This is a genomic window from Vreelandella arcis (assembly GCF_900103865.1).
Lineage (GTDB): Bacteria > Pseudomonadota > Gammaproteobacteria > Pseudomonadales > Halomonadaceae > Vreelandella > Vreelandella arcis.
Genome location: NZ_FNII01000007.1, coordinates 56,436 through 80,972, shown reverse-complemented (window position 1 = coordinate 80,972; position 24,537 = coordinate 56,436). Strand labels below are relative to the sequence as shown.

General features: G+C 52.2%; 21 protein-coding genes and 1 pseudogene. 12 read left to right on the top strand and 10 right to left on the bottom strand.

Going from position 1 to position 24,537, the window contains the following annotated elements:
- Positions 1-21 precede the first annotated feature (21 nt).
- Complete coding sequence (locus BLR97_RS09805; RefSeq protein ID WP_089705661.1) at positions 22-858, top strand: SDR family oxidoreductase; 837 nt, start codon at positions 22-24, stop codon at positions 856-858.
- 130 nt (positions 859-988) lie between these two features.
- Here the strand turns inward: BLR97_RS09805 and BLR97_RS09800 are convergent, their stop codons facing one another.
- Positions 989-4,051, bottom strand: coding sequence for an efflux RND transporter permease subunit (locus tag BLR97_RS09800; protein WP_089705657.1), 3,063 nt, complete (start codon positions 4,049-4,051; stop codon positions 989-991).
- Entirely contained in the window at positions 4,048-5,202 is a 1,155-nt protein-coding gene (locus BLR97_RS09795) for an efflux RND transporter periplasmic adaptor subunit (protein WP_244511275.1), read from the bottom strand. The genes BLR97_RS09800 and BLR97_RS09795 overlap by 4 nt, the downstream gene beginning before the upstream one ends.
- A gap of 295 nt (positions 5,203-5,497) precedes the next feature.
- Here BLR97_RS09795 and BLR97_RS09790 point away from each other — a divergent pair, with 295 nt between their 5' ends.
- From BLR97_RS09790 to BLR97_RS09770, 5 genes are all read left to right on the top strand, one after another.
- Complete coding sequence (locus BLR97_RS09790) at positions 5,498-6,229, top strand: MipA/OmpV family protein (protein ID WP_244511274.1); 732 nt, start codon at positions 5,498-5,500, stop codon at positions 6,227-6,229.
- Entirely contained in the window at positions 6,229-6,915 is a 687-nt protein-coding gene (locus BLR97_RS09785; RefSeq protein WP_089705649.1) for a response regulator transcription factor, read from the top strand. Before BLR97_RS09790 ends, BLR97_RS09785 begins: the two co-directional genes overlap by 1 nt.
- Positions 6,884-8,284: a sensor histidine kinase gene (locus BLR97_RS09780; RefSeq protein ID WP_089705647.1), complete on the top strand. Its 1,401-nt coding sequence runs from the start codon at positions 6,884-6,886 to the stop codon at positions 8,282-8,284. The genes BLR97_RS09785 and BLR97_RS09780 overlap by 32 nt, the downstream gene beginning before the upstream one ends.
- Before the next feature lie 60 nt (positions 8,285-8,344).
- Entirely contained in the window at positions 8,345-8,770 is a 426-nt protein-coding gene (locus BLR97_RS09775; protein WP_089705644.1) for a Rid family hydrolase, read from the top strand.
- A gap of 153 nt (positions 8,771-8,923) precedes the next feature.
- Positions 8,924-9,160, top strand: coding sequence for a helix-turn-helix domain-containing protein (locus BLR97_RS09770; protein WP_340147939.1), 237 nt, complete (start codon positions 8,924-8,926; stop codon positions 9,158-9,160).
- On the opposite strand, the pseudogene BLR97_RS19940 reads toward BLR97_RS09770, so the two are convergent.
- The 3 genes and pseudogenes from BLR97_RS19940 to BLR97_RS09760 form a co-directional block, all read right to left on the bottom strand.
- Positions 9,120-9,263, bottom strand: a pseudogene (locus BLR97_RS19940) (IS481 family transposase); the annotation flags it as partial. The gene BLR97_RS09770 and the pseudogene BLR97_RS19940 overlap by 41 nt on opposite strands.
- Before the next feature lie 266 nt (positions 9,264-9,529).
- Positions 9,530-11,665, bottom strand: a complete 2,136-nt coding sequence (locus tag BLR97_RS09765) for a TonB-dependent siderophore receptor (RefSeq protein WP_089705641.1) — start codon at positions 11,663-11,665, stop codon at positions 9,530-9,532.
- A gap of 140 nt (positions 11,666-11,805) precedes the next feature.
- The gene (locus BLR97_RS09760) at positions 11,806-12,033 is read right to left on the bottom strand and encodes an amidase family protein (protein WP_089705638.1); all 228 of its coding nucleotides are present in this window, start codon (positions 12,031-12,033) and stop codon (positions 11,806-11,808) included.
- Between BLR97_RS09760 and BLR97_RS09755 the strand changes: the two genes are divergently transcribed.
- Positions 12,007-12,750, top strand: a complete 744-nt coding sequence (locus BLR97_RS09755) for an MFS transporter (protein WP_089705635.1) — start codon at positions 12,007-12,009, stop codon at positions 12,748-12,750. The genes BLR97_RS09760 and BLR97_RS09755 overlap by 27 nt on opposite strands.
- Before the next feature lie 73 nt (positions 12,751-12,823).
- Here BLR97_RS09755 and BLR97_RS09750 read toward each other — a convergent pair whose 3' ends face one another.
- Positions 12,824-14,020 (bottom strand): multidrug effflux MFS transporter, encoded by a 1,197-nt coding sequence (locus tag BLR97_RS09750; RefSeq protein WP_089705632.1) that lies wholly within the window; start codon positions 14,018-14,020, stop codon positions 12,824-12,826.
- A 248-nt stretch (positions 14,021-14,268) separates the two neighbouring features.
- Here BLR97_RS09750 and BLR97_RS09745 point away from each other — a divergent pair, with 248 nt between their 5' ends.
- Together BLR97_RS09745 and BLR97_RS09740 are read left to right on the top strand one after the other, a co-directional pair.
- On the top strand, positions 14,269-14,790 hold the full coding sequence (locus BLR97_RS09745; protein ID WP_089705629.1) for a cupin: 522 nt from the start codon (positions 14,269-14,271) through the stop codon (positions 14,788-14,790).
- A 110-nt stretch (positions 14,791-14,900) separates the two neighbouring features.
- A complete protein-coding gene (locus BLR97_RS09740) occupies positions 14,901-15,197 on the top strand; it encodes a DUF1330 domain-containing protein (protein ID WP_089705626.1) in 297 nt (98 codons plus the stop codon).
- 76 nt (positions 15,198-15,273) lie between these two features.
- Here the strand turns inward: BLR97_RS09740 and BLR97_RS09735 are convergent, their stop codons facing one another.
- The 3 genes from BLR97_RS09735 to BLR97_RS09725 form a co-directional block, all read right to left on the bottom strand.
- Positions 15,274-16,272: a virulence RhuM family protein/type II toxin-antitoxin system death-on-curing family toxin gene (locus BLR97_RS09735; protein ID WP_089705623.1), complete on the bottom strand. Its 999-nt coding sequence runs from the start codon at positions 16,270-16,272 to the stop codon at positions 15,274-15,276.
- A 173-nt stretch (positions 16,273-16,445) separates the two neighbouring features.
- Positions 16,446-16,880: a hypothetical protein gene (locus BLR97_RS09730; protein WP_139172931.1), complete on the bottom strand. Its 435-nt coding sequence runs from the start codon at positions 16,878-16,880 to the stop codon at positions 16,446-16,448.
- Between the two features lie 77 nt (positions 16,881-16,957).
- The gene (locus tag BLR97_RS09725; protein WP_139172929.1) at positions 16,958-18,235 is read right to left on the bottom strand and encodes an MFS transporter; all 1,278 of its coding nucleotides are present in this window, start codon (positions 18,233-18,235) and stop codon (positions 16,958-16,960) included.
- 44 nt (positions 18,236-18,279) lie between these two features.
- Here BLR97_RS09725 and BLR97_RS09720 point away from each other — a divergent pair, with 44 nt between their 5' ends.
- A complete protein-coding gene (locus BLR97_RS09720; protein ID WP_089705615.1) occupies positions 18,280-19,149 on the top strand; it encodes a LysR family transcriptional regulator in 870 nt (289 codons plus the stop codon).
- Between the two features lie 57 nt (positions 19,150-19,206).
- Here the strand turns inward: BLR97_RS09720 and BLR97_RS09715 are convergent, their stop codons facing one another.
- On the bottom strand, positions 19,207-20,115 hold the full coding sequence (locus BLR97_RS09715; RefSeq protein WP_089705611.1) for a LysR family transcriptional regulator: 909 nt from the start codon (positions 20,113-20,115) through the stop codon (positions 19,207-19,209).
- A 100-nt stretch (positions 20,116-20,215) separates the two neighbouring features.
- Between BLR97_RS09715 and BLR97_RS09710 the strand changes: the two genes are divergently transcribed.
- Together BLR97_RS09710 and BLR97_RS09705 are read left to right on the top strand one after the other, a co-directional pair.
- Positions 20,216-21,055, top strand: a complete 840-nt coding sequence (locus tag BLR97_RS09710; RefSeq protein WP_089705609.1) for a DMT family transporter — start codon at positions 20,216-20,218, stop codon at positions 21,053-21,055.
- Between the two features lie 400 nt (positions 21,056-21,455).
- Positions 21,456-24,377, top strand: coding sequence for a cold shock domain-containing protein (locus tag BLR97_RS09705; RefSeq protein WP_089705606.1), 2,922 nt, complete (start codon positions 21,456-21,458; stop codon positions 24,375-24,377).
- The last annotated feature ends 160 nt before the right edge of the window (positions 24,378-24,537 follow it).

Sequence of the window (24,537 nt, the reverse complement as noted above, 5' to 3'; positions counted from 1 at the left end):
GAATGACTTAGGAGAGATCTCATGGCTAAAACCTGGCTTATCACAGGCACATCCACCGGCCTCGGCCGACTACTCACTGAACGGCTACTGGAACGCGGCGATCGCGTTATAGCAACGCTACGCCGCAAGGGTTCTCTGGACGACTTACTCGCCTTGCATGGTGATCGCTTGCAGATACTGACCTTCGACGTGACAGATACACCGACGATGAGAGATGCCGTTTCACAAGCATTCGCAAAACTCGGTCGAATCGATGTGGTCGTCAGCAATGCGGGGTATGGACTCTTTGGCGCTGCCGAAGAAGCCAGCGATGAACAGATTGAGCGGCAAATCGCGACTAACCTTACTGGCTCCATCCAGTTCCTGCGTGCTGTACTTCCGCATCTACGCGAACAAGGGGGCGGCCGCATCGTTCAGGTATCGTCAGAGGGCGGTCAGATCGCCTATCCAAGCTTCAGCCTTTATCACGCTACGAAGTGGGGCATCGAGGGGTTCGTCGAATCCGTGGCGAAAGAAGTCGCACCTTTCGGGATTGATTTCATTATCGCCGAGCCGGGGCCCACCGCGACCCACTTTGCTGAAGGACTGGATCGCACACCCACGACGCCGATCTATGAAGATACCCCAGCAGGCGAGCTACGTAGGGCACTGGCGTCAGGAGACTTGGCCATTAAAGGCGATGCAGGCAACACCGTTGATGCCATCATTAACATAACGGATATGTCGAACCCACCACTACGCCTTACGTTAGGCAGCACTGCCTATGACTCCATTAGCCATGCGCTTAAAGAGCGGCTTGAGTCGCTTGAAACGTACAAGGAGGTAGCGTTATCTGCGGATAGGGGTGAGCCAAGCTGATGTGCGTTGTCTAGCAAGCAGTGGAAACATTGTCTCTTACAGCTAAATGCGAAAGTTCAAGATGCCATAAACTAATGGCATCTTGTCTCTTCCTGATCGCAAGAGTTGCCTTCCTTGCTAGAACCCCATGTTATTCAACCCCAGCCGTTTTTTTCTCGCTCTGGCTCGGAATCAATCGGCGCAGGCAGTTCACAAAATCATCAATGCCACTGTAAACAACGGGAATAACCAACAGGCTCAATAGCGTCGAGGTGATCAGCCCACCAATGACCACAAAGGCCATGGGAGCCCGGAAGCTGGGATCGCCCGCCCATCCTAGGGCGATCGGCATCATGCCCGCCCCCATGGCAATGGTGGTCATCACGATGGGCCGGACACGTTTTTTGCAGGCATCAAGAATGGCGTCCACGCGCTCCAACCCATGCACCCGACGGGCGATAATGATGTAGTCCACCAACAGGATTGAGTTCTTGGTGGCGATGCCCATCAGCATGATCAATCCGATCATGGCAGGCAGCGACACGGGCGTCTGCGTGAGGAACAGCGCCAGGAAAGCCCCGGGGATGGAGAGCACAAGAGCCACCAGAATGGTGATCGGCTGCATGAAATCCTTGAGCAGCAGCACCAGCACCATATAGATACACAGCACGCCGGTCAGCATGGCAATCCCGAAGCTTGAGGCAAGCTCCTCCATTTCCTCTGCATCGCCTTCTGGTGTCTGAAACACGCCGCGTGGCAACTGACGTAAACTGGGCAGTGCCTGCACGGCCTGTTCGATTTCTCCCAAAGGCTGCCCTTGTAGGCTCACCTCGAAATTGACGTTGCGCAGACGATCATGCCGGGTGATTTCCGAAGGCCCGCTGCCCCATTCGAGGGAAGCCACGCTCTCAAGCGGCACCATCCCATTAGCACCAGGAACCGGTAGGCGTTTGAGGGTTGCCATGTCTTCCCGTGCAGCATCCGCCAGCCGAACCATTATCGGCACCTGGCGCGAGCTAACATTCAACTTAGGAAGATCCTCAGCGTTATCGCCCACTGTCGCGATGCGCAGCGTATCGGCGATGGCCTGAGCCGAAACCCCAAGGTCGGCGGCGCGGGCAAAATCAGGGCGTACAAGGAGCTCAGGCCTGACCAGGCTGGCCGTCGAACTCACCGCGCCGATGCCGGGAATGGCGCGCATCTCCCGCTCGACTTGGCGGGCATGCAGTTCAAGCACCCGGCTATCCTCACCGGCGAGCACCAACTCATAGCCATCCCCCTCGTCGCCTACGCGAGTTCGCACGCCGGGAAGTGTGGCGAGTGCAACGCGTAACTGCTGCTCTATGTCTTGCTGCGTAACGCCCGCGCGGGTTGCGCGATCCGACAAACCAACGGTCAGCTCAACCGAGGTCACATCAGAGTCACTGCTGCCAGAGCCCCCACCGACAGCCGCGAAGACGCTAACGACATGCCGTTGCGTCACCAGGCGTGAGCGTGCCTGCTCGGCAAGCGCCGCCGCTTCAGAAAAAGTGCTACCTGGCGGCAAGGTGAGCGTCGCCTGCGTCTGGGAATTATCATCGGGAGGTATGAAGGTCCCCGGCAGGGTCGAGGCCAGCCAGATACCTCCTGCAAAGCAGGCCGCTGCCGTGAGGAGCGTTGTCTTACGGTGGCGCAGGCACCCGTTAGCAACGATCAAGTAGTAGCTAATCCACGTTGGATCGCGCGAGGGATGTTGGGGTTTGCGCAGCAAATACGCAGCCAGCATAGGCGTCAGCAGGCGCGCCACCAGCAGCGAGAACAGCACCGCTACCGAGGCCGTCCAACCGAACTGAACGAAGAATTGCCCGACGGTGCCGCTCATAAAGGCCGTGGGCAGAAAAACGGCAATCAATGTAAAGGTAGTGGCGACAACGGCCAGGCCAATTTCCGCCGCCGCATCCATGGCGGCCCGGCGCGGGGGCTTGCCCATCAGCAGGTGCCGTTCGATATTCTCAATCTCGACAATGGCATCATCCACCAGCACCCCGATCACCAGCGAGAGCGCCAGCAACGTCACCACATTGAGCGAGAAGCCCATCAGGTGCATGAAAGCGAAGGTGGGGATGATCGACAGCGGAAGCGTAACCGCCGCAATCAGTGTGGCCCGCCAATTGCGCAGGAAGCAGAACACCACCAGCACCGCCAGCGCCATGCCCTCGAATAGCATGTGCAAGGAGCCTTGATAGTTCTCCAGCACCGGCCCAACGAAATTGAAGGCTTCTTCGATCTCGACGTGGGGATATTGCACCTGCAACTCCGCGAGCGCAGACTGCACGTCCTCGGCCACATCCACCTCGCCGTACCCCTCGGCACGGGTCATCTCAACGCCGACGACGGGCACGCCATCAAGCAATGCAATTGAGCGCCGCTCGGCCACGGTATCGGTAACCGTCGCCACCTCATCAAGGCGAATACGGCGACCGTCGCTGAGTGCCAGCTCCATCGTCGCCAGCTCGGCTGCGGATTCAGCGTTGGCGATGATGCGCACGGCCTGTTCGGCTCCGCCAACATCCACACGCCCACCGGGCGCCTCCAACTGCGCCTGGCGCAGCTGGCGTGAGATATCCAGCGCTGTCGTGTTCATCGCCAGCAGGCGATCCGGATCCAATGCCACGCGGACTTCGCGATCGACCCCGCCGATACGCCGAACCGAGCCAACGCCCGGCACCGACAAGACGGCCTTGGTCATTTTGTCATCTACGAACCAGGAGAGTGCCTCATCATCTAGATCGGAGGAGGTCACCGCGTAGCGTACAATCGGCTCACTGAAAAACTCACCCTTCCGAATCACTGGATCACTCAGGTCAGCGGGTAGATCCGAGCGGATGCGGGCAACAGCGTCGCGCACATCCTCAAGAGCCTCTTGCAAGGACTTTTCCAGCCTGAATTCGATAGCAATATCGGCATTGCCATCCGTCAGCGTTGTAGAGATATTTTTGACGCCGGAGACGGTAGCGATGGAGTCCTCGATCTTGCGGGCAACCTCGTTCTCCATTAAGGCGGGGGCCGCCCCCGGCAACGAGGCGGATACCTCCACGAGGGGCAGCTGCACATCCGGCAAGTCCTGAATAAACAAGCCTCGGAAGGAGATGAGCCCCCAGAAGGTCAATAGGATGAAGAGCAGAACGACCGGAATAGGGTTGCGAATCCCCCAGGATGAGGTATTCAGCTTCATACCCCCTCCTCGACGTCGGTATCGTTCGTTTGGGGTGAATGAACCGGCTCTCCCTCAATCACCTTCACCTGGTCGCCGTTGCCCAGAAAGGCGCCACCCGACGCTACCACCAAGGCGTCAGGTTCAAGGCCGGAGAGAATCTCGATACGATCCTTCGTATGCTGGCCCAGGGAAACTTTTAGCTCCGTTACCTCGCCTTCACCGCTGACGCGATGCACGTAGCCAAAGCCATCACGGATCTGCACCGCTGAGCGGGGTAGCGTCAACACTTGGCGCGTGCCCAGCTCGAATTCACCCCGTGCAAACATTCCCGCCCGGGCGACGTCGCTTAACGGTAGGTCGACATAGACCAGACCATTACGGGTAGCGGTGTCCACTAGCGGCGCGATGGTGCGCAAGCGCCCTTCGAGCTCATGGCCATCTGAAAGTGTGACCCTGGCAGTCTGGCCCGGTCGCAGCTTATTCAGATCGGACGCGGCGACCTCTGCCCGCCACTCCAGGCGACCATGGCGCGTCAACCGAAACAGCTCCTGATCAGTGCCAGTGACAGCACCAACCGTGGCCGTGCGCGAGGTAATCAAACCGTCGTCAGGGGCGACCACCCGCGTCTGATCCAAGCGTAATTCTTGGGCGTCATGTTCCGCCTGTGCAACGTTGAGTCTCGCCCTGGCGGTGAGCTCGGCGGTTTCGTATTGCTGGATCTGCTGTTCTGAAAGCGACCCGGTGGTTTTCAAACCCCGGGCGCGTTGGGCGTTGGCCGTTGCTTCCGCAAGCGTTGCTTCGGCTTCCGCCACGGCGGCGCGACTTCTAGCCAGCTCCGCGCGCACCGTCGTGTCGTTGTAAACGGCCAGCACCTGCCCCTCAGTGACCTCATCACCCACGTCTACCTTGACGTCTACCAGCCGCAGGCCACCGATTTCGGTACCGACAATGATTTCCTGCCACGCCGCGATATCACCATTGGCCGCAATCGTCGTCGGAAGCGTCTGAGGCTCTAACGTTGTCACGTTCACGGATAGTGAGGGCTGCGCCGTCGATTCGGCGACGGTATCGCTTTCCGACGAGACCGCCTGCATGCACGCCAGCGCGGCGGCGCTAGCGATCACGGCAATCGTAATGCCGAGATACATTTTTCCGGTTGGAGGTGACATAATTCAGGCCTGTTTCAAATTGTTCAGTTCGTTGATGAAAAACGAAATCAAGCATTTCTGTTGAACAACTATTGGCCTGTATTCCTTTCTCGTTTCTTACTGACGTAGCGCTTGATCAAATCCATTTTCAGTAAGAAACGCGTAAGACAATCCTCCTGATGATGGCACTGTCATATCACTCTCACTTTCACACCATGCTAGGAGTGCAATCATGGGTTCTCATCAGTCGCTATTTCCAACCGTTCAGCTCTCCACTAAGAGGATGGCAACAGCCACACTTATTAGTGGTTTTTTTATGGCGTCTCCATTGGTATTCGCAGATGAAGAAAATTCAGACGAAACCACTTGGGGATTGGGCTTAGGCGCAATGAGCGAACAGGATCCCTATGCCGGTATCGACAGGGAAAACACCCCATTTCCCTTGTTCCTGGTCGAGAACCGGTACATTAGTGTCTTCGGACCGGAAATCGAATTTAAACTGCCGAGTCTTGTCATCAGCGACTCTCAACAGCTCAATTTCGGTATCGTCGCCGAGTATGATGAAAGCGGCTACGAGCAAGGCGATGCCCGGATTCTCAACGGCATGAGTGAGCGCGAGGGCGGCTTTTGGGCGGGGGCCAACGTGGCGTGGGAAAACGAGCTGTTCGAGGTCAGCGCCGAATGGCTCACCGACGTCTCCGGCAACAGCGACGGGCAGCGCTTAGATCTTGGCCTGGAGAGAACGTGGGATTTCGGCGAACATATAATGCTAACCCCATACGTAGGGGCGTCCTGGCAGGACGACAAGAACATCGATTACTACTTCGGTGTTCGCGATAGTGAGGTTCGCTTTGATCGCCCTGCCTATTCAGGGGAATCGGGTGTCAATCTCGAGGCGGGGGTGCGCGGCGTGTACCAGTTTGACCAGCATCACTCTGTGCTGATAGGTGTTGAGTTCACGAGCCTGGCAGACGAAATCAAAGATAGCCCGCTGGTGGACCGCTCGACCCAAAACGCCGTGTTAGTTGGCTATCTTTATACATTCTGATGAGCCGCATACTGCTGATCGAGGATCACGACCGGCTAGCCCACTTGATGTGCAAAGGGCTGTTGGCCGCGGGTATCGCCGTGGATGTGGTCGACCGCATCGATTCTGCTTGGGTAGCTATCCAGCAGATGCCCTATCAAGCGCTGGTGCTCGATCGTGGCTTGCCAGATGGCGATGGGCTTGTATTGCTCAAGAAGGTGCGCAACGCGGGGCTTAACGTGCCCTGCCTTGTGTTAACAGCACGCGATGCGCTGCATGACCGGGTAGAAGGCCTCGAAGCCGGCGCCGACGACTACCTGCCCAAGCCATTTGCCATGAACGAGATGGTGGCTCGGGTTCGCGCCTTGCTGCGTCGCCCTGCGGAGTTCCACCCCATCGACCCCAGTCATGGTGACCTGAGACTACATATTGAAAGCGGCGCTCTGTTCAACGGCGACAAAAGCATTACCCTCGCCCCGGCGGAGATGCACATCATGCAGTTGCTGTTACACAAGCACGATGACGTAGTTCGCCGCAGCGCGCTGGAAGCAGCGGCCTGGGGACTAAGTGAGGCGGTGACACCGAACGCCCTGGATGTCGCCCTGCACCGTTTACGCCGAAAGCTGCTTGCCATCGGCTCGCGCCAGCGGATCGCCAACGTCAGAGGAATGGGGTATGCGCTTCGTCAAGCGGATGACGCTCAATAGCCTGAGGCTGAAGGTGCTGCTGGCCTATGTGGCGGGTATGGTGCTGAGTATCACGCTGCTGGTAATTGCTGCAGCAGTGGTGCTTCAGAGCGATCTACTGGCTCGTATGGACCTGGCCGACGCGGCCGAGGGGCTGGTGGACAATATCGAGTTCGACAGTCGTGGCCGGCCCGTCGGTTTCGACTCGAGTCTGGAGGACCGCGCCTGGCTATACGAGGGCCCGCAGCGCGAAACGGCTTACCGGATTTTAGATGAAGCCGGAAACGTGGCCGTCTTTTCGAGTTCAGGAGAGGAGTTTTGGTCGGCCGACGGCGATCTTGTTCGGCTGGCACGCGGCAATTTCACTTTCGAGCATGAGGGAAAAACTTTCTACGGCGCCACGCAGCCACTCGAGCATGAGGGGCGAAGGTGGTATCTGCAATTCGTGGTCAGTGCGAGGTTCCTGGAAGTCGTCTATACCGTGGCCTTTCCGCAGGTGGTCGCTGCCGTGGCGTTGTTCGGACTCGTGCTTTTCATCGCCTTCGGCTTATGCGCCTATATTACCCTGCGCTACACCCTCAAGCCGTTGCGCGATGTTTCCAAATCGGCGGCAGCTATCTCGCCGCGCTCCATTGACGCCCGGCTAAATACGGAAGCCGTACCCGCGGAGATTGCACCACTAGTAGATAGCTTCAATCACGCCCTGGAACGTCTCGAGCGGGGTTATCGCCTGCAGCAGGAGTTTCTCGGCCACGCGGCCCACGAGTTAAAAACGCCACTGTCGCTGATCCGCGGGCAGGTCGAGTTCCTTGAGGAAGGGCGTAATGACCGGAAGGCGCTGTTGAGCGATGTCGAGTACATGACACGTCAGGTGCAACAACTGCTACTTCTGGCCGAAGCGAGCGAGGCGCACAACTACCAGTTTAGCGTTGTTCGTATGCACGACATCGCCCACGAAGCGTCCACCTACTTGCAACGCATGGCGGAGTCCGCCGACGTGCATTTAACGGTACTCGCCGCCGACGATGAGGTGACATGGGAGGCTGATCGCGGGGCATGCTTCACTCTGCTCAAGAACTTGCTGGAGAACGCCATCCAGCATGCCCCTGAGCAGACTCTCGTCAGCATGGAGATCCAGGAGAATACGATAACCGTGCGTGACCAGGGGCCTGGCGTCGAGCCAGAACAGATGTCTCTGCTGTTCTCTCGTTTCTGGCGTGGCGCGCATCGACGCGACCATGGCGCTGGGTTGGGGCTGGCCATCTGCCAGGAGATTGCCATGGCACACGGTTGGGTGCTTTCGGCCCACAACGCCCATCCCGGTTTGGCCATGACGCTAAGCAGAGCGAGCGATGCCAATGATAGCGATGTATTTAAAAGCGCTCAGTAGAGCATCACGCCCAATGGATCGATTGGGCGTGATAACCATCAGCTTACCAACGAGGTTGCTATGCAAATCTTAAGGCGCCAACCCCTGAATCCGACCAACCTGCCCGATACCCTGGTAGAAGGCCACAGTCAGGCCGTGCTGGTTCAGGGCGGATGCCGGGTGCTGATGTCCAGCCAGGTAGGGGTCGATCCCCAAGGCCATCTAGCGGGGCCCGAGCTGGCCGAACAAACCGAGGCGGCACTGGACAATGTCGAGCGGTTACTATTGAACCTCGATGGCGATCTTTCGCGGGTGGTGATGCTGAGAATCTACTTGGCTGAGTCCGCCCGCTACGATCAGCAAGTGGTTATGGAAGCGCTGAAGCGTCGCTTCCCCAGCGCGCCACCGGCGGCTACCTGGTTAATTGTGCATGGCCTTGCCGAACCGGAATGGCTGATCGCTTTCGAGGCCGAGGCGCTGCTGCCGGGATTCGCCTTGAACAGCTGAATCATCGCCGCCGCCGATGGCGTCATTTTTCTGCTTGTAACCCAACGCCCCGCCCGTCTACCCGGCCATTCCAGGTAAGCAGCGCATTTAGTGAACTCCTCGATAATATACGCGAGGTAGCCGGAGACTGATGGACGGCATCGCACCAAGCAAATGACCACTAACAGACCCCACAGGGTGAGAGGCCATGAACCAACTACCGCAATGCGCGCCTACGTACGCGTGGTGGAAACCGGCTCATTTAGTCAGGCCGCCGAGCAGTTGGCGCTTCCCCGCTCGACCATCAGCAAACTGGTCACCGACCTTGAGGCGCACCTGGCGATTAAGCTGCTCAACCGCACCACGCGACACGGTACCGCCAGCGCCGGATCGTCGAATCAGTCACGATAAACTGGTGCGCCAATTCACTATCACTGATATGGGCAGGTGCTGCCTGAATCTCAGCACGGATTTTGGGTGTCGTGGCCGCTTGCTTATGCAGTTTGATGTCCATAGGCCTGCTCCCAGATGAATTGCTATAGAAGCTCTCTAGCGGTCAATAGAGGATAACTTCTATAACTCATTTGATCATCAGGAACTCTACAGCTAAGTATAAACCGCAACTAAACCTGTGCATCCATACAAATAAAATACCAAAAAATGTTTGCTGTTAAACATCCTAAAGCGCACTGGGTGATTGAAAACGCGATACCAAAACGCCCCGAACCAAGTCGGGGCGTTTTGCGATTGTTGCACCTCTGGGGTATCGGCGAAATTACATCACCAGCGATAGCTCACTTTCGCGCTGATTTCGCGGCCCTGATTATAGAAATCCGCCGTACCGGAGTTGACCACGTACTGCTTGTCGAGCAGGTTGCTGACGTTGACGGTCAGATCGGTATCCTTGACGAACTGGTAACCGAAGGACGCATCGAAGAGCGTTGCCGACTCGCTTTTGGAGGTGTTGGCGGCATCAAAATAATAGGAATCGACATAGCGCGCACCCAGACCGAAACTCATCCCCGTATCCGGTAGAGAATAATGCGTCCACAACGAAATGGTTTGCTTCGGGGCAGTGGCGAACTGGTTCCCTTCGATTGATGTGCCATCGCTCAGCGTGCCGCGAATCACTTCCTGATCCATATAGGAATAGCCGCCGGTCAGGCTCAGGTTGTCGGTCAGTTCGGCCTTGGCTTCCAGATCGAAGCCGCGCACACGGGATTCGCCGACGGTTTCCTGCTCGATGGAGCCGTTATCCTGTACAACCGCGATACTCTCGTTGTCCTTGTTCAGCTCATAAACGGCTGCCGAGAACAGGGCATTCATCCCCTCCGGGGCATATTTCACGCCAAGCTCGTGCTGTTTGCCGCGTTCGGGTTTGACGCCGATGGCTGGGGGCGCAATCGATTCCACATAGCTGTAATAGGTGGAAAGCTCGTCGTTGAATTTATAAGTCAATGCGCCTCGGTACGAGGTCTCCGAGACGTCGTCGGAGGCAGTGGTTCCCGTGAGGTCCTTGCTGGAGAGATCCATTGAGTCATTGCGAACGCCCGCGGTGACGATGACATGGTCATAGAAGGACAGATTCTGCGTCAGGAAAACCGACCGAGTCCTGTTGTCCTGGTCATTGGCGCTATAGGGGGTCAGGCTGCTCGGGGCGCCTTGATATACGGGGTTCGAGACATCAATCGGATCTCCCGGCGCGTAAACGGACGTGGTTTTGCTGGATACATCGCTATACTCGATCCCGCCCAGCGTACTGCTGTCGACCGGGCCAAAGCTCGTGTCGTATTGCAGGATGGCGTTGCCGATCAATTCCTGAGCTTCTCTATCTCTTCCAATATAGCCCCGGTCGACTAGCGTGCCGGTTCGTGCCAGATTGTCAGTGATATAGACGTAACCGTAGTCGTCAGTCAGATCGCTGTAGCGCAGGTTGCCGCGCAGGGTCAAACCGTTATCGAAATCATGGGTGAGCATCCCGGTAATACTGGATCGATCGACAGCGTGAAAGTTGTAATCCGGCTCGCCAAAGAAGTTGCTGCGGTCATATTCCTTATCGAACGGATAGCCGCCGCTGTTGGGCGTGTTGTCACGCTTCAGATAGTCGAAGATGACAGTCGCGGTGGTGTACGCCGTCGGCTCCCAGGTCAGGCCACCCATGAAGAACTGCTTGTCGTTTTTGGAGTGATCGTATTCGCGGTCGCTGTCCTGGACTTTGCCGGTGAAGCGATAGGCCAGCGTCTTGTCGGCATCCAGCGTATCCCCCACATCGATACCGGCCTCCTTGTGATTGAAGGAGCCATAGCCCAGGTAGCCTTCGCCAAAGCGTTCGAATTTTGGTCGCTTGCTCACGAAGTTGATCGAGCCACCGGGGGCCGCCGGGCCGAACAGGGTGGAGTTGGCGCCACGCAGCACCTCGACACGTTCGTAGGCGTAGGGTTCCTCGCGAACGCCGCGCATCGAGCCGAGTGTCATCCCGTCGCGGTAGGTCGTGGCGTCGAATCCGCGAATTTTGTAGTAATCGTTGCGGTTGTCGGTACCCCAGTAGCCGGTGAGGATGCCGGGCGTATATTGCAGGACTTCCTCGGTGTTATCGGCATCTCGTTGCTCGATTTCTTTTTCGGTGATGACCGAGACGGAAGCGGGGGTGTCCTGGATGCTGGTCGCGACCTTGCCACCCATCCACAGTTCCCGGGCCACGATCGTGTTCGCGTTGTCATCGGCGATTGCCTGCGCGTTGACGATAATGGGAGCAAGGCGATAGCCCTCATTATCTTCACTGCTCTCGCCGGTTTCCTGGGCGTTCCCGATCATGGGAATAGCCACCAACGTCGTGCCGCACAGAATGGCGGTAGTGGTCTGCTGCCACCGTAACCAACTTGCGTTGCGCCGAACTGCGCTACTGCTATCAGTCATGTTGAAGACCCCTTGAAATGAATAAACCTGCCCTGCTCGCCTTATGGTTTTCTTTTAAAAGGCCGGGAGAGTATCCAAAGGGGGTAACGCGGAGTCAATAGTACTAATGCCAATCATAATCATTTATTTTTATCTATTGCTCATAATTGCAACACTCGACGACGCTGAACCACCCCGCCTATCGGTAGCCCTTGATGATCCTTACCGAACGGCACGGTCAGCGCGGGTAGCCCGGTCACATTGGCGGGTGCACATAAGCGCACATACGCCTCGGCAACACTCTCTTGACTGCCGTCCTCCCAGGTAAAGGTTTCCTGCTCTATAGAAGTTTGGCTGGCCCCATGCTGGGAGGTTTTATCTCGGCCCATGTCGGCATGCGTGAGGCGTTCTTCATTTCTGGCGGCATGATTTTCTTCAATGTTGTCTCAACCTTTTTTCTGGTCAAGGAAAAGCATACTCCGCAGAGAGCACGTGGAGAGTCTACAGCGCACGCTGCTCCTTTCGATTTCAGTATCTGGGCACTGCTGATAGCGACCATGGGGGTGCTGGTGGCCAACCTGTCGATCGAGCCCATCATCTATAGCGTTGTGGGCGGCATGTATCATGCCCCTTTCGAGACAACCTCAGCGGCAGGCATTGTCCTGTCTATCACCGCATTGGGAAGCCTACTCTCCTCTCTTATGCTTGGTAGTTTGGCTGATCGTTATGGCTCTATGCGCGTTGCCGCTTATGGTTTCGCAATAGGTGCCTTGCTGATCATTCCTCAAGCCTTTGTTAGGGATATTTATACACTAATGGGGCTCCGTTTCGCGATGGGACTGGCCCTGGGAGGCGTGCTGCCTTGCCTTAAGTCAGCACTCAAACATGTATACACCGATGCCGGGAGCCTTGGACGTGTGATGGGAATATCAACATCCTTCCAGTATATCGGCCAGGTGGTAGGGCCCTTGATGGGTGGCGTTGTCGCTGCCAGTTGGGGCACAAGCTATGCCTTTCATGCCACCGCAGTAGCCGCATTGCTATGTACGGTTCTCATTGAGATCAGTAGGCGGCGCTTGAGAGAACCAGCGCTCTCGTGGCACTGACTCAGGCGGCGGTGTCAAAGGTAAGCAATGTTTCCATACCCACCGTCACGACAGGAGAATACCGCCTAACTCACTACGCCTCGACAGCTGCACGCCCTTTGATGACAGAGCGGGCAAGCATCAGATACGCCACCGAGCCACAGGCGGCCATGGCCAGAATGACCGCTTCAAGCGTATGCGGCAACATGGCGGACAATGCGCTCAGCAGCCCGGCGACACCGAACTGTGCTGCGCCTAGAAGCGCTGCGGCCGTCCCGCCACTGGTGGGAAAGAACTCCAAAAAGCACGCCTGAATATTCGGCGAGATCGCCCCTATCGAGCCGATGGCCAGCATCATGGCGGGCAGGAAAGCGTATTGAGGCCACTCCATAAAAGCAGCCATCACCAGCAATACTATGCCCACTGCCTGACAGCCCGTTGCCAACTGCAGGATACGCAGTGACGGTAGCCTGGAAAGCAACACTCGATTGATAATATTAAAGATAAGCATCGCGACGATATTCGCCGCAAACAGCATCGAAAAAGCCGAGGGCGACTGGCCGAAGTGCCCCTGATAGATAAATGACGCATAGGTGATGAACATCATCAGGGTAGAAAAAGACGCGGCCTGCCAAACGATGAACGGCAAGGCTGGCTTTGTCGACAGTACCAGCTTGTAACGCGCCAGCAGGCTCATCTTAGGGCTTTTCGCTCGAGACACCTTGCCCGTGCCGGTAAAGATCACCCGCACCAGCAACGGCACCAGCAGTAACGCGTATACCGCCAAGGCGAAAAAGATATAGTGCCAGGAACCCAGCGCCAGAATCGCGCTGCCGACGCCCGGCGCAATGCCAGGTGCCAGCACCATGATAAAGCCCATCATCGAGAACAGTTTCGCGGCGTCGCGGCCCGCCACCCGGTCACGCACCAGCGCAGGTACTGATACCAGGGTAAAACCGGCGCCAAGGGCCTGAACGGCCCGCCCGCCGAGCAGCGTGTTCAAAGAATCCGCCATACCAATGACGATGCTTGAGAACGCAAAAATCGCCAGCCCGCTCATCAACACCCGCTGGCGCCCGAAGCGGTCTGAAAGCGCACCGCCGATTAACTGGCCAAGCGCCAATGCGAGTACATACACTGAAACACTCAGCGATACCGCCTGCTGAGAGATCCCCAGCGATTCACCAATAACTGGAAAAGCCGGCAAGTACGTATCCATGGAAAACGGACCCAGCATCATGGTCAATGCCAGGCTCAGCACCACAATGAAGGGCGTTTTAGATTGGATCATAGAAGCTCGCGGTAAAAGGGCGTAATGATGGACAACATCAACGATATGATACCGGCTGATGCTATCAAGGCAATCGAACAGAAAACTTGGGAGACGCTGCTGGGCAGTAACCGATAAAACACGCAGCAAGCCTGTTATCGGTTAGCTCGGCGATGCAAAAGAGTGTGCTCAAAGCTATTTTAAAACTGTTTTTTAAAAACTAGGCTAAAAACCATGCTGAAAAGCACACCCCCAACGAGGAGGCCAGGATGTCGATCCCCCAGCCCGAACGACTCCATCTCGACAGCGATGCAGCGACCGGCTACCCCAACTCCCCACTGCCGGTGTTGATCTACCGCAGCGTTATTGACACCAGTAATCCAGAGGAGCGTGCCACCTCGTTCGAAGCCATGTTCAAGCGCCATGGCTGGCTGCCGGCGTGGCGCTACCACCTGTATGACTTCGACCACTTCCACTCCACCGCCCATGAAGCGTTGGGCATCTTCCGCGGACAAGCCCGCGCAAGGCTGGGTGGCCCTAACGGGCGCGAACTGATGCTTTGCGCAGGCGATGTGCTGGTGCTGCCCGCAGGCGTTGGGCATGCCAGCCTGGAAGCGGACGATGATTTCTGCATGGTAGGCGCCTACCCACCAAGCCAAAAGCCGGCGATAGAGCGCGGCGACCCGACACAGCTGGAAGCGGCGCAGGCGCGCGTGGATAGCGTGGCGATGCCCGAAAGCGACCCGGTAGGCGGCCCGCTGAAAACCCTATGGGCAAAAACGACGCCGTAACGGCCTTGACCCTGCCGATAAACGGTATTATCAACAGGCCTACATACAGCCGATAGCCATGGCCTAAGCCGCTCTGGACACCCTCATTTCAAATACTGAAGGAAAGCCCTATGACCGCCTATGTGGTGATGATCAAAGAACACACCCACGACACTGACGAAATGGAGCGCTACAGCGAAAAGGCCAAAGCCGCCCGCGAAGGCCACGACCCTGAACCGCTCGCGTTCTACGGCGACTTTAAAGTGCTCGAAGGCAGCGCCATGGAAGGCGCGGTGATTTTACGCTTCCCCGATATGGCCGCCGCCCGCGCCTGGTACCAAAGCCCCGCCTACCATGAAGCCCGCCAGCACCGCTTCCAGGGGGCCGATTACCGCGTGTTTATTGTGGATGGGATTGAGGAGGCTTAATCAGCAAAGCCCCCGCTTTTATAGCGGGGATTAAGTGGCTATCAAGCAATTACGCCCGTTGGCGGCGCACCAGCCATTAATGCTCTTTAAGCAGTATAAAATGCTCGATCAGCCGAATCATCAGCGCTTTCTGATCCGGCTGACTTTCTGCGACCAGCAGCGCCAGCGCCACTAAGGTGTTGTCGTTGATCAGTTGCTCAACGGGCCGGGCCAGCAAGGCCGCATTGCGGCGCAGGTACCAAAGAAACAGAAACGACCCGCAGCGCTTGTTTCCATCAGCCAAAGGGTGGTTTTTGATCACAAAATAAAGCAAATGCGCCGCGCGGGTGGCCACGTTCGGATAAAACAGCTCGTCGCCAAAGCCCTGTTCAATGGTGGCCAGGGCCGATGTCAAACCGTCACCTCGCACCTGACCGAACAGCTCGGTTGCCTCGCCTTTGGCGATTAACGTCTGCTTTAACTCACCAATCGCCTTCAACGCCTCTTCCACCTCCAACGAATGCATATCAGGCTGCTTGATGTTTAGCTCGGCTAACTGCTGTTCATCATAACCCTGCAACAAGCTCCAAGAACGTGCGTAATCGCTAATAACACGCGCGACGGCCTCGCCTTCGTTAGATACCAACCCTTGATTGGTCAGGGTTTGGCTGAGCAGTTTCACCGCCTGCTCAAACTCGATACCGCGTTCGGTTAGGCGTCGCTGGTTCAGAGTATAGCCTTGAACCAGATGGTCTTTCAGGACGCGGGTCGCCCACTTGCGGAACTGTACACCACGCTGAGATTTCACTCGGTAGCCAACCGAGATGATGGCGTCTAAATTGTAGTGGTCTATTTCACGCTGAACCTGACGCTTACCCTCCTGGCGAACTATCCGGAATTTCCGGATAGTTCCTTCTCTCTCCAGTTCTCCCTCTGCGAACACGTTGCCAATATGCTCGTTAACCGTTCGCAGATCTTTGCCGAAAAGCTCTGCCATCTGTGCCTGACTCAACCAGACAGTGTCCTGTTCCAGCGCCACTTCCAGCTGTGCTTGACCGTCTTCGCTGGTGAATATCTGTATTTGTTGATCCTTCATCGACTGCTGCCTCCATTTTGTTGCGGCCAACGCATTGCTAGCGCAATCCCTTAATTAGCCAAGTATAATTCTCCCATAAAACTGTATACCCATACAGCAAATTTATCCAAAAATTATTGCCCTCAACATCTATCACTTAAATCGTGAGTGGCAACACGGGATCAAAGGCAGGTCTATTTAGCCGACATAAACACTCGCCGACAGTAGGCAACATGCAGAAATGGCACCAACAGTGGCATGGTGTACACGCCTGTCGCCATGACGACGACCCACTCGGGCGGCTCCCAGCCCAGCGCAATCAAGCCATAAAGCAGCAACGAAACACCCAATAACCCAGCCCCCAAACAAGCCGCGTGCCACCACCATGCATTGTAAGCCGGCCGCTGCTGCTGACTCGGCCATATCGTCGCCAGCGCCACCCGCCAAAGGCCAGCCATCCCCACCAAGCCCAACAGCACGAAGTGGATGACCAGCATCTGCTCCCACCAGGGGAATGCGTTGGCAAGTACCACCCCCACACCAAGCAACCCGCAAAGGAGCGTAATAGGCAGTGCCAACAAGAGCATTTCAGCGGCAAGCAGCAGACGGTGGGGAAGCATCCTCGTCATGGTGTTTTTCTCAGTCGCCATTTCCGCTGAAAAGCATACCTTAAAAAGGGCTGTTCGTAGTTTAACGAGCGGACTTTTTAGTTCTCGCCATGATAAGGACTAAGTACAATCAAAGCAGCAATGAAACAGATCCCGCCTGCAATAAACCACAACACAAAATATGATCCCGTCATAAAGGCAATTAACCCGCCTAAAAAAGCAACCAACCCAGCGCCTACCTGATGAGCCACGTTGATCCAGCTAAAAGCCGAAGGCCCTTGATCACCAAATATGTGGTTGCACAAATTAATCACAGGAGGAACCGTTGCAACATCAAATACACCAAACACGACGGCAAAGGCTATCAGCTCCCATCCAACGGGTTGCGATAAAATAAAGGGTAGCCAAATCAAACTCGCGCCACGCAAAAAGAAGATAACCGCTAGCAATGCTTGTTTATTGACTCTATCTGAAAGCCATCCGGCCCCAATCGTACCTGGAATATTTAAAACGCCTACTATCAATAGCAAATAAGATGCGTCCGCTACCGATATCCCCTCTAACGTTGCTGCCGGCGTAAAACTACTCCACATCAAGCCATTCGTAGTGGCGCCACACATTCCAAACGCTAATGCGATTACCCAAAATTTTTTATTCTTTACGAACCCTTTTAAGTTAATAAAGACATCTGCAAATGTACTATTCGGCTTAATATTATAAGCAGTCACCGTTCTAACCGCCGAGTGCCTCTCATTCAGCAGCAAACATATCACCAACAATGTGATTAGGGTTAAGACAATGCAGCCGATTAACGGCGCTCGCCAGCCAAATTCATTGGCTAGCTTTGCCCACATGGGTAGTAATACAAATTGACCGGTAACCGAGGAAGCCGTCAATATACCTGTCGGCAGGCCCGTTTTCTCAAACCAGGAACGAGCAAAGAGCGCACCAAATGACATCGTTAATACGCCACACCCCAGCCCCACTAAAATACCCCAGGCAAGATTGAAGATTATTTTTGAATTTATTGTGCACACCAATGCACCTGCACAAAGTGTCACAAGACTTAGTATGACAATTTTTTTGATTCCGTATTTTTCCATCAAATGAATGGCGAATGGTGCTGTCGCACCATAAAGGATCATATTGACGGTGATGCCAAAGGTTATATTGAGGGACGACCAGCCGAGCTCTTCAATTAGCTGTGACGTCAACAAGCCTGATAGGGTTACATAACTGCCGGCAGTGATAACGCATAAAGCAGCAACCAGAATAGCGTTGAATTTCTGCTGTGAAGATATCACTGGAACAGTTCTCTGCATTTCACTCATAGCAATATTAAATTCTGTTAATGAATTTATTGAAATATTATCCACTCATGACTAACATGTAAATTATCATTAATGAGAATGAGTTTTTCATGATTGAGAATCTAAAGTGGGACGACTTTAAAGTTGTGCTGGCAATTGCTGAAGAAAAAGTGCTTAAGAACGCAGCGAGCAAACTACATGTCAGTCAACCTACAATATACAGGCGCCTCGCAGAGATTGAGAGCAGGTGTGGGGTAAAGCTATTCCATCGTGAAAACAATGCTTATGTGCCAACACTCGCTGGATTAGAGCTGGTGAGAAGTGCAAAGGAAATAGAAAAACAAGTTCTTTATGCCCAACGAAAACTGTACTCTGCCAAAGAAACACTAACCGGAAACTTAACAGTCACTACTACGGATACATTAATGTATGGCTTGTTGGGCGATATTATTCACGACTTCAATTGCAAATATACGGAGCTGAATATAAGCGTCATTGTTAGCAATAAACTCATGAGTCTTGAAGCTCGTGACGCGGATATTGCGTTTCGCCCCGTGGTCAACCCGAATGAAACACTTATCGGAAAAAAGATTCTGCCTATTGACCAGGCTGTCTATGTTTCACAGAAGAGCAAACATACTGACTGGCTAGAAAGCGATATTTCATGGATTTCGCCTAATACTGAAATGCATTACCCACTGCTCAGCGAATGGTTTTCAAAAAACAACCTGCTTAAAGGCAGGCTATTAAAAAGCAACTCCATTCTTATGGATTATTTCATGGTAGCCAATTACGATTATGCAGCAGTGTTACCAACTTATCTCGACAAAGAAGGGGCGGGAATCAAAAGAATCAGCCCTATTATCCCTGAATTGAGTACGACCATGTGGGGACTGATGCATACCGATTTAAGAACCTCGCAAACAGTTACCGAGTTTCTTAACTATGTGCGTGCATGCTGCAAAGACCGTGCTGAATAGCTGTCGCATTCATTGCGATGAGCTTGGTTTGGGCTTCTCTCTAATCTGCTAGTACTCTCATGCTGTGCACTTTTTCAGCAATTGCCGACCTATCTGATTGAGTGGCTGCTTTTTGGCCCAAAACGCAATCAGATTTCGCTCCCGCCTCGGCGATAAAGGGCGCGTCACCACACCAGGCATTGGCTTACTTGTTAAGGCCAGCGTGGGCACAAAACTAACCCCGACATCTCCAGCGACCATCTGCAATAACGTGCGGGTATCGCGTACCCAAAAATCCACCTGGAAGGTTTCGACCTCATCCAATGAGTGGGCAAATATCTGCTGGATAAGCGACTCACAACCGCCTGACGACATAACAAGCGGGTGCTCTGCTAACTGTGCCACCGTCACGCTGGCTTGTTTCCTGAGGGGATGGTTTTCGGGCAGTACGGCAACGATCTCGTCCTTTTTTAACTGCTGCCAATCAAAGTGCTCACGCCAGTAGGTGACATTAAGCTGCGTCATATCGGTCGTCACGCCCATATTGACCACGCCGCTTTCCACCCACTCCTTTATCTCCTCCTCCATGCCTTCCAATACAAGGCTAATGGCCTCCGGGTAGCGGCTCGTTAAGCTCGAAAGTTGCGGCGACAACCATCCCGTTAACGCACTGGGAATAACGCCAATCTTCAGGGTTTCATCCACCTCATCATGGAACTGGGCCACTTGCTGGTTTAATACCTGAAGCTCTCCCACCACTTTCCTAGCAGTAGTAAGCACTAACTCTCCCAAAGCCGTTGGCTCCAACCCTTCCGCGGCTTTTGTGATAAGCGGGCCACCGGCCAATTTTTCTAACGCCTGCATCGAGTGACTAACACCGGACTGGCTAACGCCAAGGCGCGCGGCAGCACGCGTATAGGATTGCTCCTCTGCCACGGTGAGCAATACACGCAGTTGGGCAATGGAGATATCTGCGCCTCTAATCATCACATCTCCTCATGGTGACCATGAGCCACCTGGGTTTCTGGCCGCACGTGAGCGCCTTATATGCTGGCCCTTCCATTTATCATCCTAACCTGGAAACCGCATGTCCATCGCCCTAGCACTCAGCGCCATGTTATTGCTCGGCAGCACACACTTTATCAATGGCTTGCTCGCCCATTTTTACCCGCCGCTAAATATTGCTTTTTATACCCATCTGGGTGGAGCGCTTGTCAGCCTCGCAGGCGCACTGCTCTTTTCCACATGGGAGCCGGACGCCTGGAAATGGGGCGCACTTGCTGGCCTTGGCTCGGCCCTGGGTGCATTACTGCTTTATAAAGGCCTATCACAGGCTCCCTTTGCTATCGTCGTGCCCATTAGCGCTGTCTCGATGGTGACCATCGCCCTTGCGCTCTCTCTGGTATTGCTTGGCGAGCGGCCCAACGCCTGGGTATGGCTAGGTGTGATGATCGCCCTGCCCGCTATCTGGCTAACGGCGGGCGGCGGCCGGATAAACCAAGGGCAGGTGAACAGCATAATCAGAACAGGCCTGCTCTTTGGTTTGGGTGCAGGCTTAGGGTTTGCCCTGCAGTTGCACTTTCTTGGGCAGGTGCCCGACCACGCCGCGTCGTATGGCATCGCCCTATGCATGCTAAGCGGAGCTGTGTGTTTGCTGCCGTTTTACCAACGCGCAAAGCCAACACAAAAACGCTTTCCGCTTTTCGCAACGGTGGCAGGCGGTATCAGCGCACTGGGGCTTACGCTCTATGCGCTCTCACAGCAAGGACAGCTTGCCATTATCAGCATTGTGATTGTGTCGATGTACCCGCTGATACCGGTGGTGTTTGGCTCTCTGGTGCGCAGGGAAAGGGTTAGCAGTGCCAGTATGGTGGGGATAGCGCTTTCAATTTTGGCGATGGTGTTGATTACGGTAAGCTCTTATTAAATACTTGCCAAGCGCTCATACTGAATGGCTTTCCAGGTTTTTACCGATGGCGTCTTCCAAGCGCGCCGGTCATTAGTGCTGCCACCTACCAACACACCCAACGCTGTTGAAGGGGATGAAAAAAGAAATCTTTGGTGAACAACAGCTTTCCATCCAGCAGCGCTAGCACGCAGCATACTTGTAGAAGCTGGCGCTGTTCGCGCATATAATCGTGAATAGAGAATGTTTTTCAGCATGAAGCCAATTTTTTTAACTATAACTAAAACCATACAATATATTATAGCAAGAAAAATACTTAAAACTCTACGGCATCTAATAATTGTTTACAAGACATCACTCCAAAATATGAAAATGGTATTATTAAATACAAAACACAACCATTAACTTTCAAAGGGATAACATGACACAAGTCGACATTGCAGAAACAAAGATCAATACACTTATCAAAGAAATTAGAGAAGACATTTCAGCAATTGAAAGCGAGGAAGACTCCAAGATAAAAGTTATAAACAGGATCTTTCATGAATGCTTAGGATGGCCATTCTCATCCTTCATTTGTGAAACAAATCATGAAAATGGCTTCTCAGACTATATACTAAAAATAGAAGGCAACGCTTCATTGATCGTAGAGGCTAAACGTATAGGCATATTGGGAATTAACTCAACCATCACTGATAAATGTAGAACTTTAAAAATATCCGGCTCTACTTTAAAACCATCTTCTGAGGGAATAAAGCAAGCACACTCATATGCTAGTGAAGCTGGAATCCCTATTTCAGTAGTCACAGATGGAATCACTTGGATTATTTTTAAGAACTGGGTACCAGGAGGATACAGAGAAAAAGAAGCTTTCGTATTCCCATCTTTAGATTCGGTTTCAAATTCATTTAGCGAGTTCTACGAGCTATTATCTTTTGAGAATTTTAAAGCAAAACTTTTTAACGCAATTTTTGACAAAATACATAACAGTAGGCAATACCTTACCTCACCTCTAGTTTCAGCGTTAGACCCTAGCGAAATAAACATACTACAAAAATCACCGATCGCATTAGATCTAGAAAAAATATTGAATAGCTTTTTTACACAACTCACAGGAGATGAGAACTCTGAAATAATGAAAGAGTGCTTCGTTGAATCAAATGAAAGCCGAATAGCGGATTACTCTTTAGAAAAAATAACCAATGGCGTTTTAAACAACTTACCTAAGGACAAAAATAAAGTAGGAAGTGAGCTAAGTAACCTAGTTGAAATAAACATCCATGCTGAAATGCCCTCAGACTCAGACATGTCTGTATTTATTGTTGGGCCCACAGGTTCTGGGAAAACTACTTACATTGATAGGTTTTTTTCGAAAATACTACCACTCAGCACCCGAAAACAGTGCTTACCCATCAATATAAATTGTTTAGATGCATCTGGTGATGATAACACTACCGTAAGCTGGCTCACAGAAACAGTCATAACATTTCTAGAAAAAGAACTGTTTTTAGAAGGTTTCCCTTCCTATAAAGACCTACAAGGTATGTATTTTAACCAATATAAGAGGATGGCTTCAGGATATCTAAAAAAAATATACGAAAACGACAAAGCAGCTTTCGATGAGAAATTTTCAACTTTTTTAGAAAGTGAGGTACGAGATAACCGTGAAGGATACCTCGAAAGCCTACTTCACTTTACGATTCATAACAGAAAAAAATTACCTATAATAACTGTTGACAACACAGATGAATTTACACTCGACTTCAAAATTAAAATATTTCAGCTTTGCAACTCTTATAGAAGGAAAGTAAATTTATGCATGCTTATATTTCCTGTTACAGACAAGTCCGCTTGGAGTTTTTCTAAAACAGATATATTTACTATACATCAGTCTAGATCTTTCTTTCTCCCAACACCATCACCTAGAGAAGTATTTAGAAAAAGGATTGAATATCTAAACAAGAAATTAGTTGCGGCTGACACTATTGATAGCAAAGACTATTTATCCAACAGAGGAATCCGTATAAAGCTTACTGATATATCAAAATTTGCCCAAGTACTAGAGGATATCTTTGTTGAAAACAACTTCACTGCAAAAACATTAGGTGAACTGACTAATTACAATATCCGCTCAATCATGAACCTATCTAAAAGAATAATTACTTCTCCAGTAATAAGAATCGAGGACTTAATTACAAGCTACATTACAACAGGATCCATAAGTTTCCCGAAATTTGTAGATGCTTTAATTCGTGGTGACTATGAAGCATATCGAGTAAGTACAGGCGATGACTTTGGTGTGGTATCCACATTCAAATTAAGCTCTGATAAAATTCATTCTCCGTTACTAACCCTAAGAATACTTTCTTTACTTAGAGCCACAAAGCAAACTGGCCGCGATGTTGACGAACGACACTTAACTATAAACTCTATAGTTAACTACTTTGAAGCCCTAGGAATCGACTCCGTAGATATTGAAACATGCTTAAAAGAGATTGTCTCATTACGACTTATTGAGCCCTATGACCCATCAACTAACGTTCTTAACGAAATTCAAAAAGTTGCTATAACTTACAAAGGCTTAGCTCACTATGACCTTTCAACTAAAAATAGCGTTTACTTCTACCAAATGGCTTTGACCACAGGGATCTGCGACTCTGAAGTAGCGCATGAGATAAGAAGCTATTTTAAATCAAGTCGTCCGTTTGGTGAGATAACTTCAAGTGTTAGAAAAGCATTCTCTACATATTTAATAAATGAAGATAGCAAATTTATCACCAATAATCATAATAATGAGCAATTTAAATGCCAAAGAGATTTAATAAGAGATATTCAAGCATTTAGCATTTCTAAAAACGATGATAGAACAGAAGATCAGGACAACTTATCCATCCATCTTGGAAAAAGACTAATCGGAAAAATAGAACGTTACGACCCGGAAAAAGATTTTGGTTTCGTTTCACTTTCAGAAATAGACGATGAAGTCTATTTCAAAACAAAAAAACTTGAAAACAATGAACTTGATTCAATTCATGATGGCGACATCATATATTGCACTCTATCAAAAGATAATAAAGGCCTCCAAATTAAAACAATCGATGGATTCGTTAATGGGAGAAATAAATTACAAACAGAGAAATGCTTAATAAAATTTTATAATCCAGAGCGTGGATATGGGTTTGTTATTATCGGCGCAACATCAAATGAAGCTTTTTTTCACAAGACCGCCTTCCCTAATAATTTCTATAGCCACCTTAAAGAAGGCTTAGAATTTAAAGCCGAAATAAGGCTTAAAGAGGATGGAAAATATCAAGTCAGACGTTGCATTGATGTCTTTAGCTAACCTTTTCTTTTCTAGAAAACAAGCTAGAAGAATAATTTAGCTTGCCATTAAAGACTGCTAGCTAAAAATCAGGAAAGTAAAAACCTCACTATCTTAATATGCCAGCAAGACTTAAACTACCTAATATAAACATAACCCGCCTTTAGGCGGGTTATGTTTA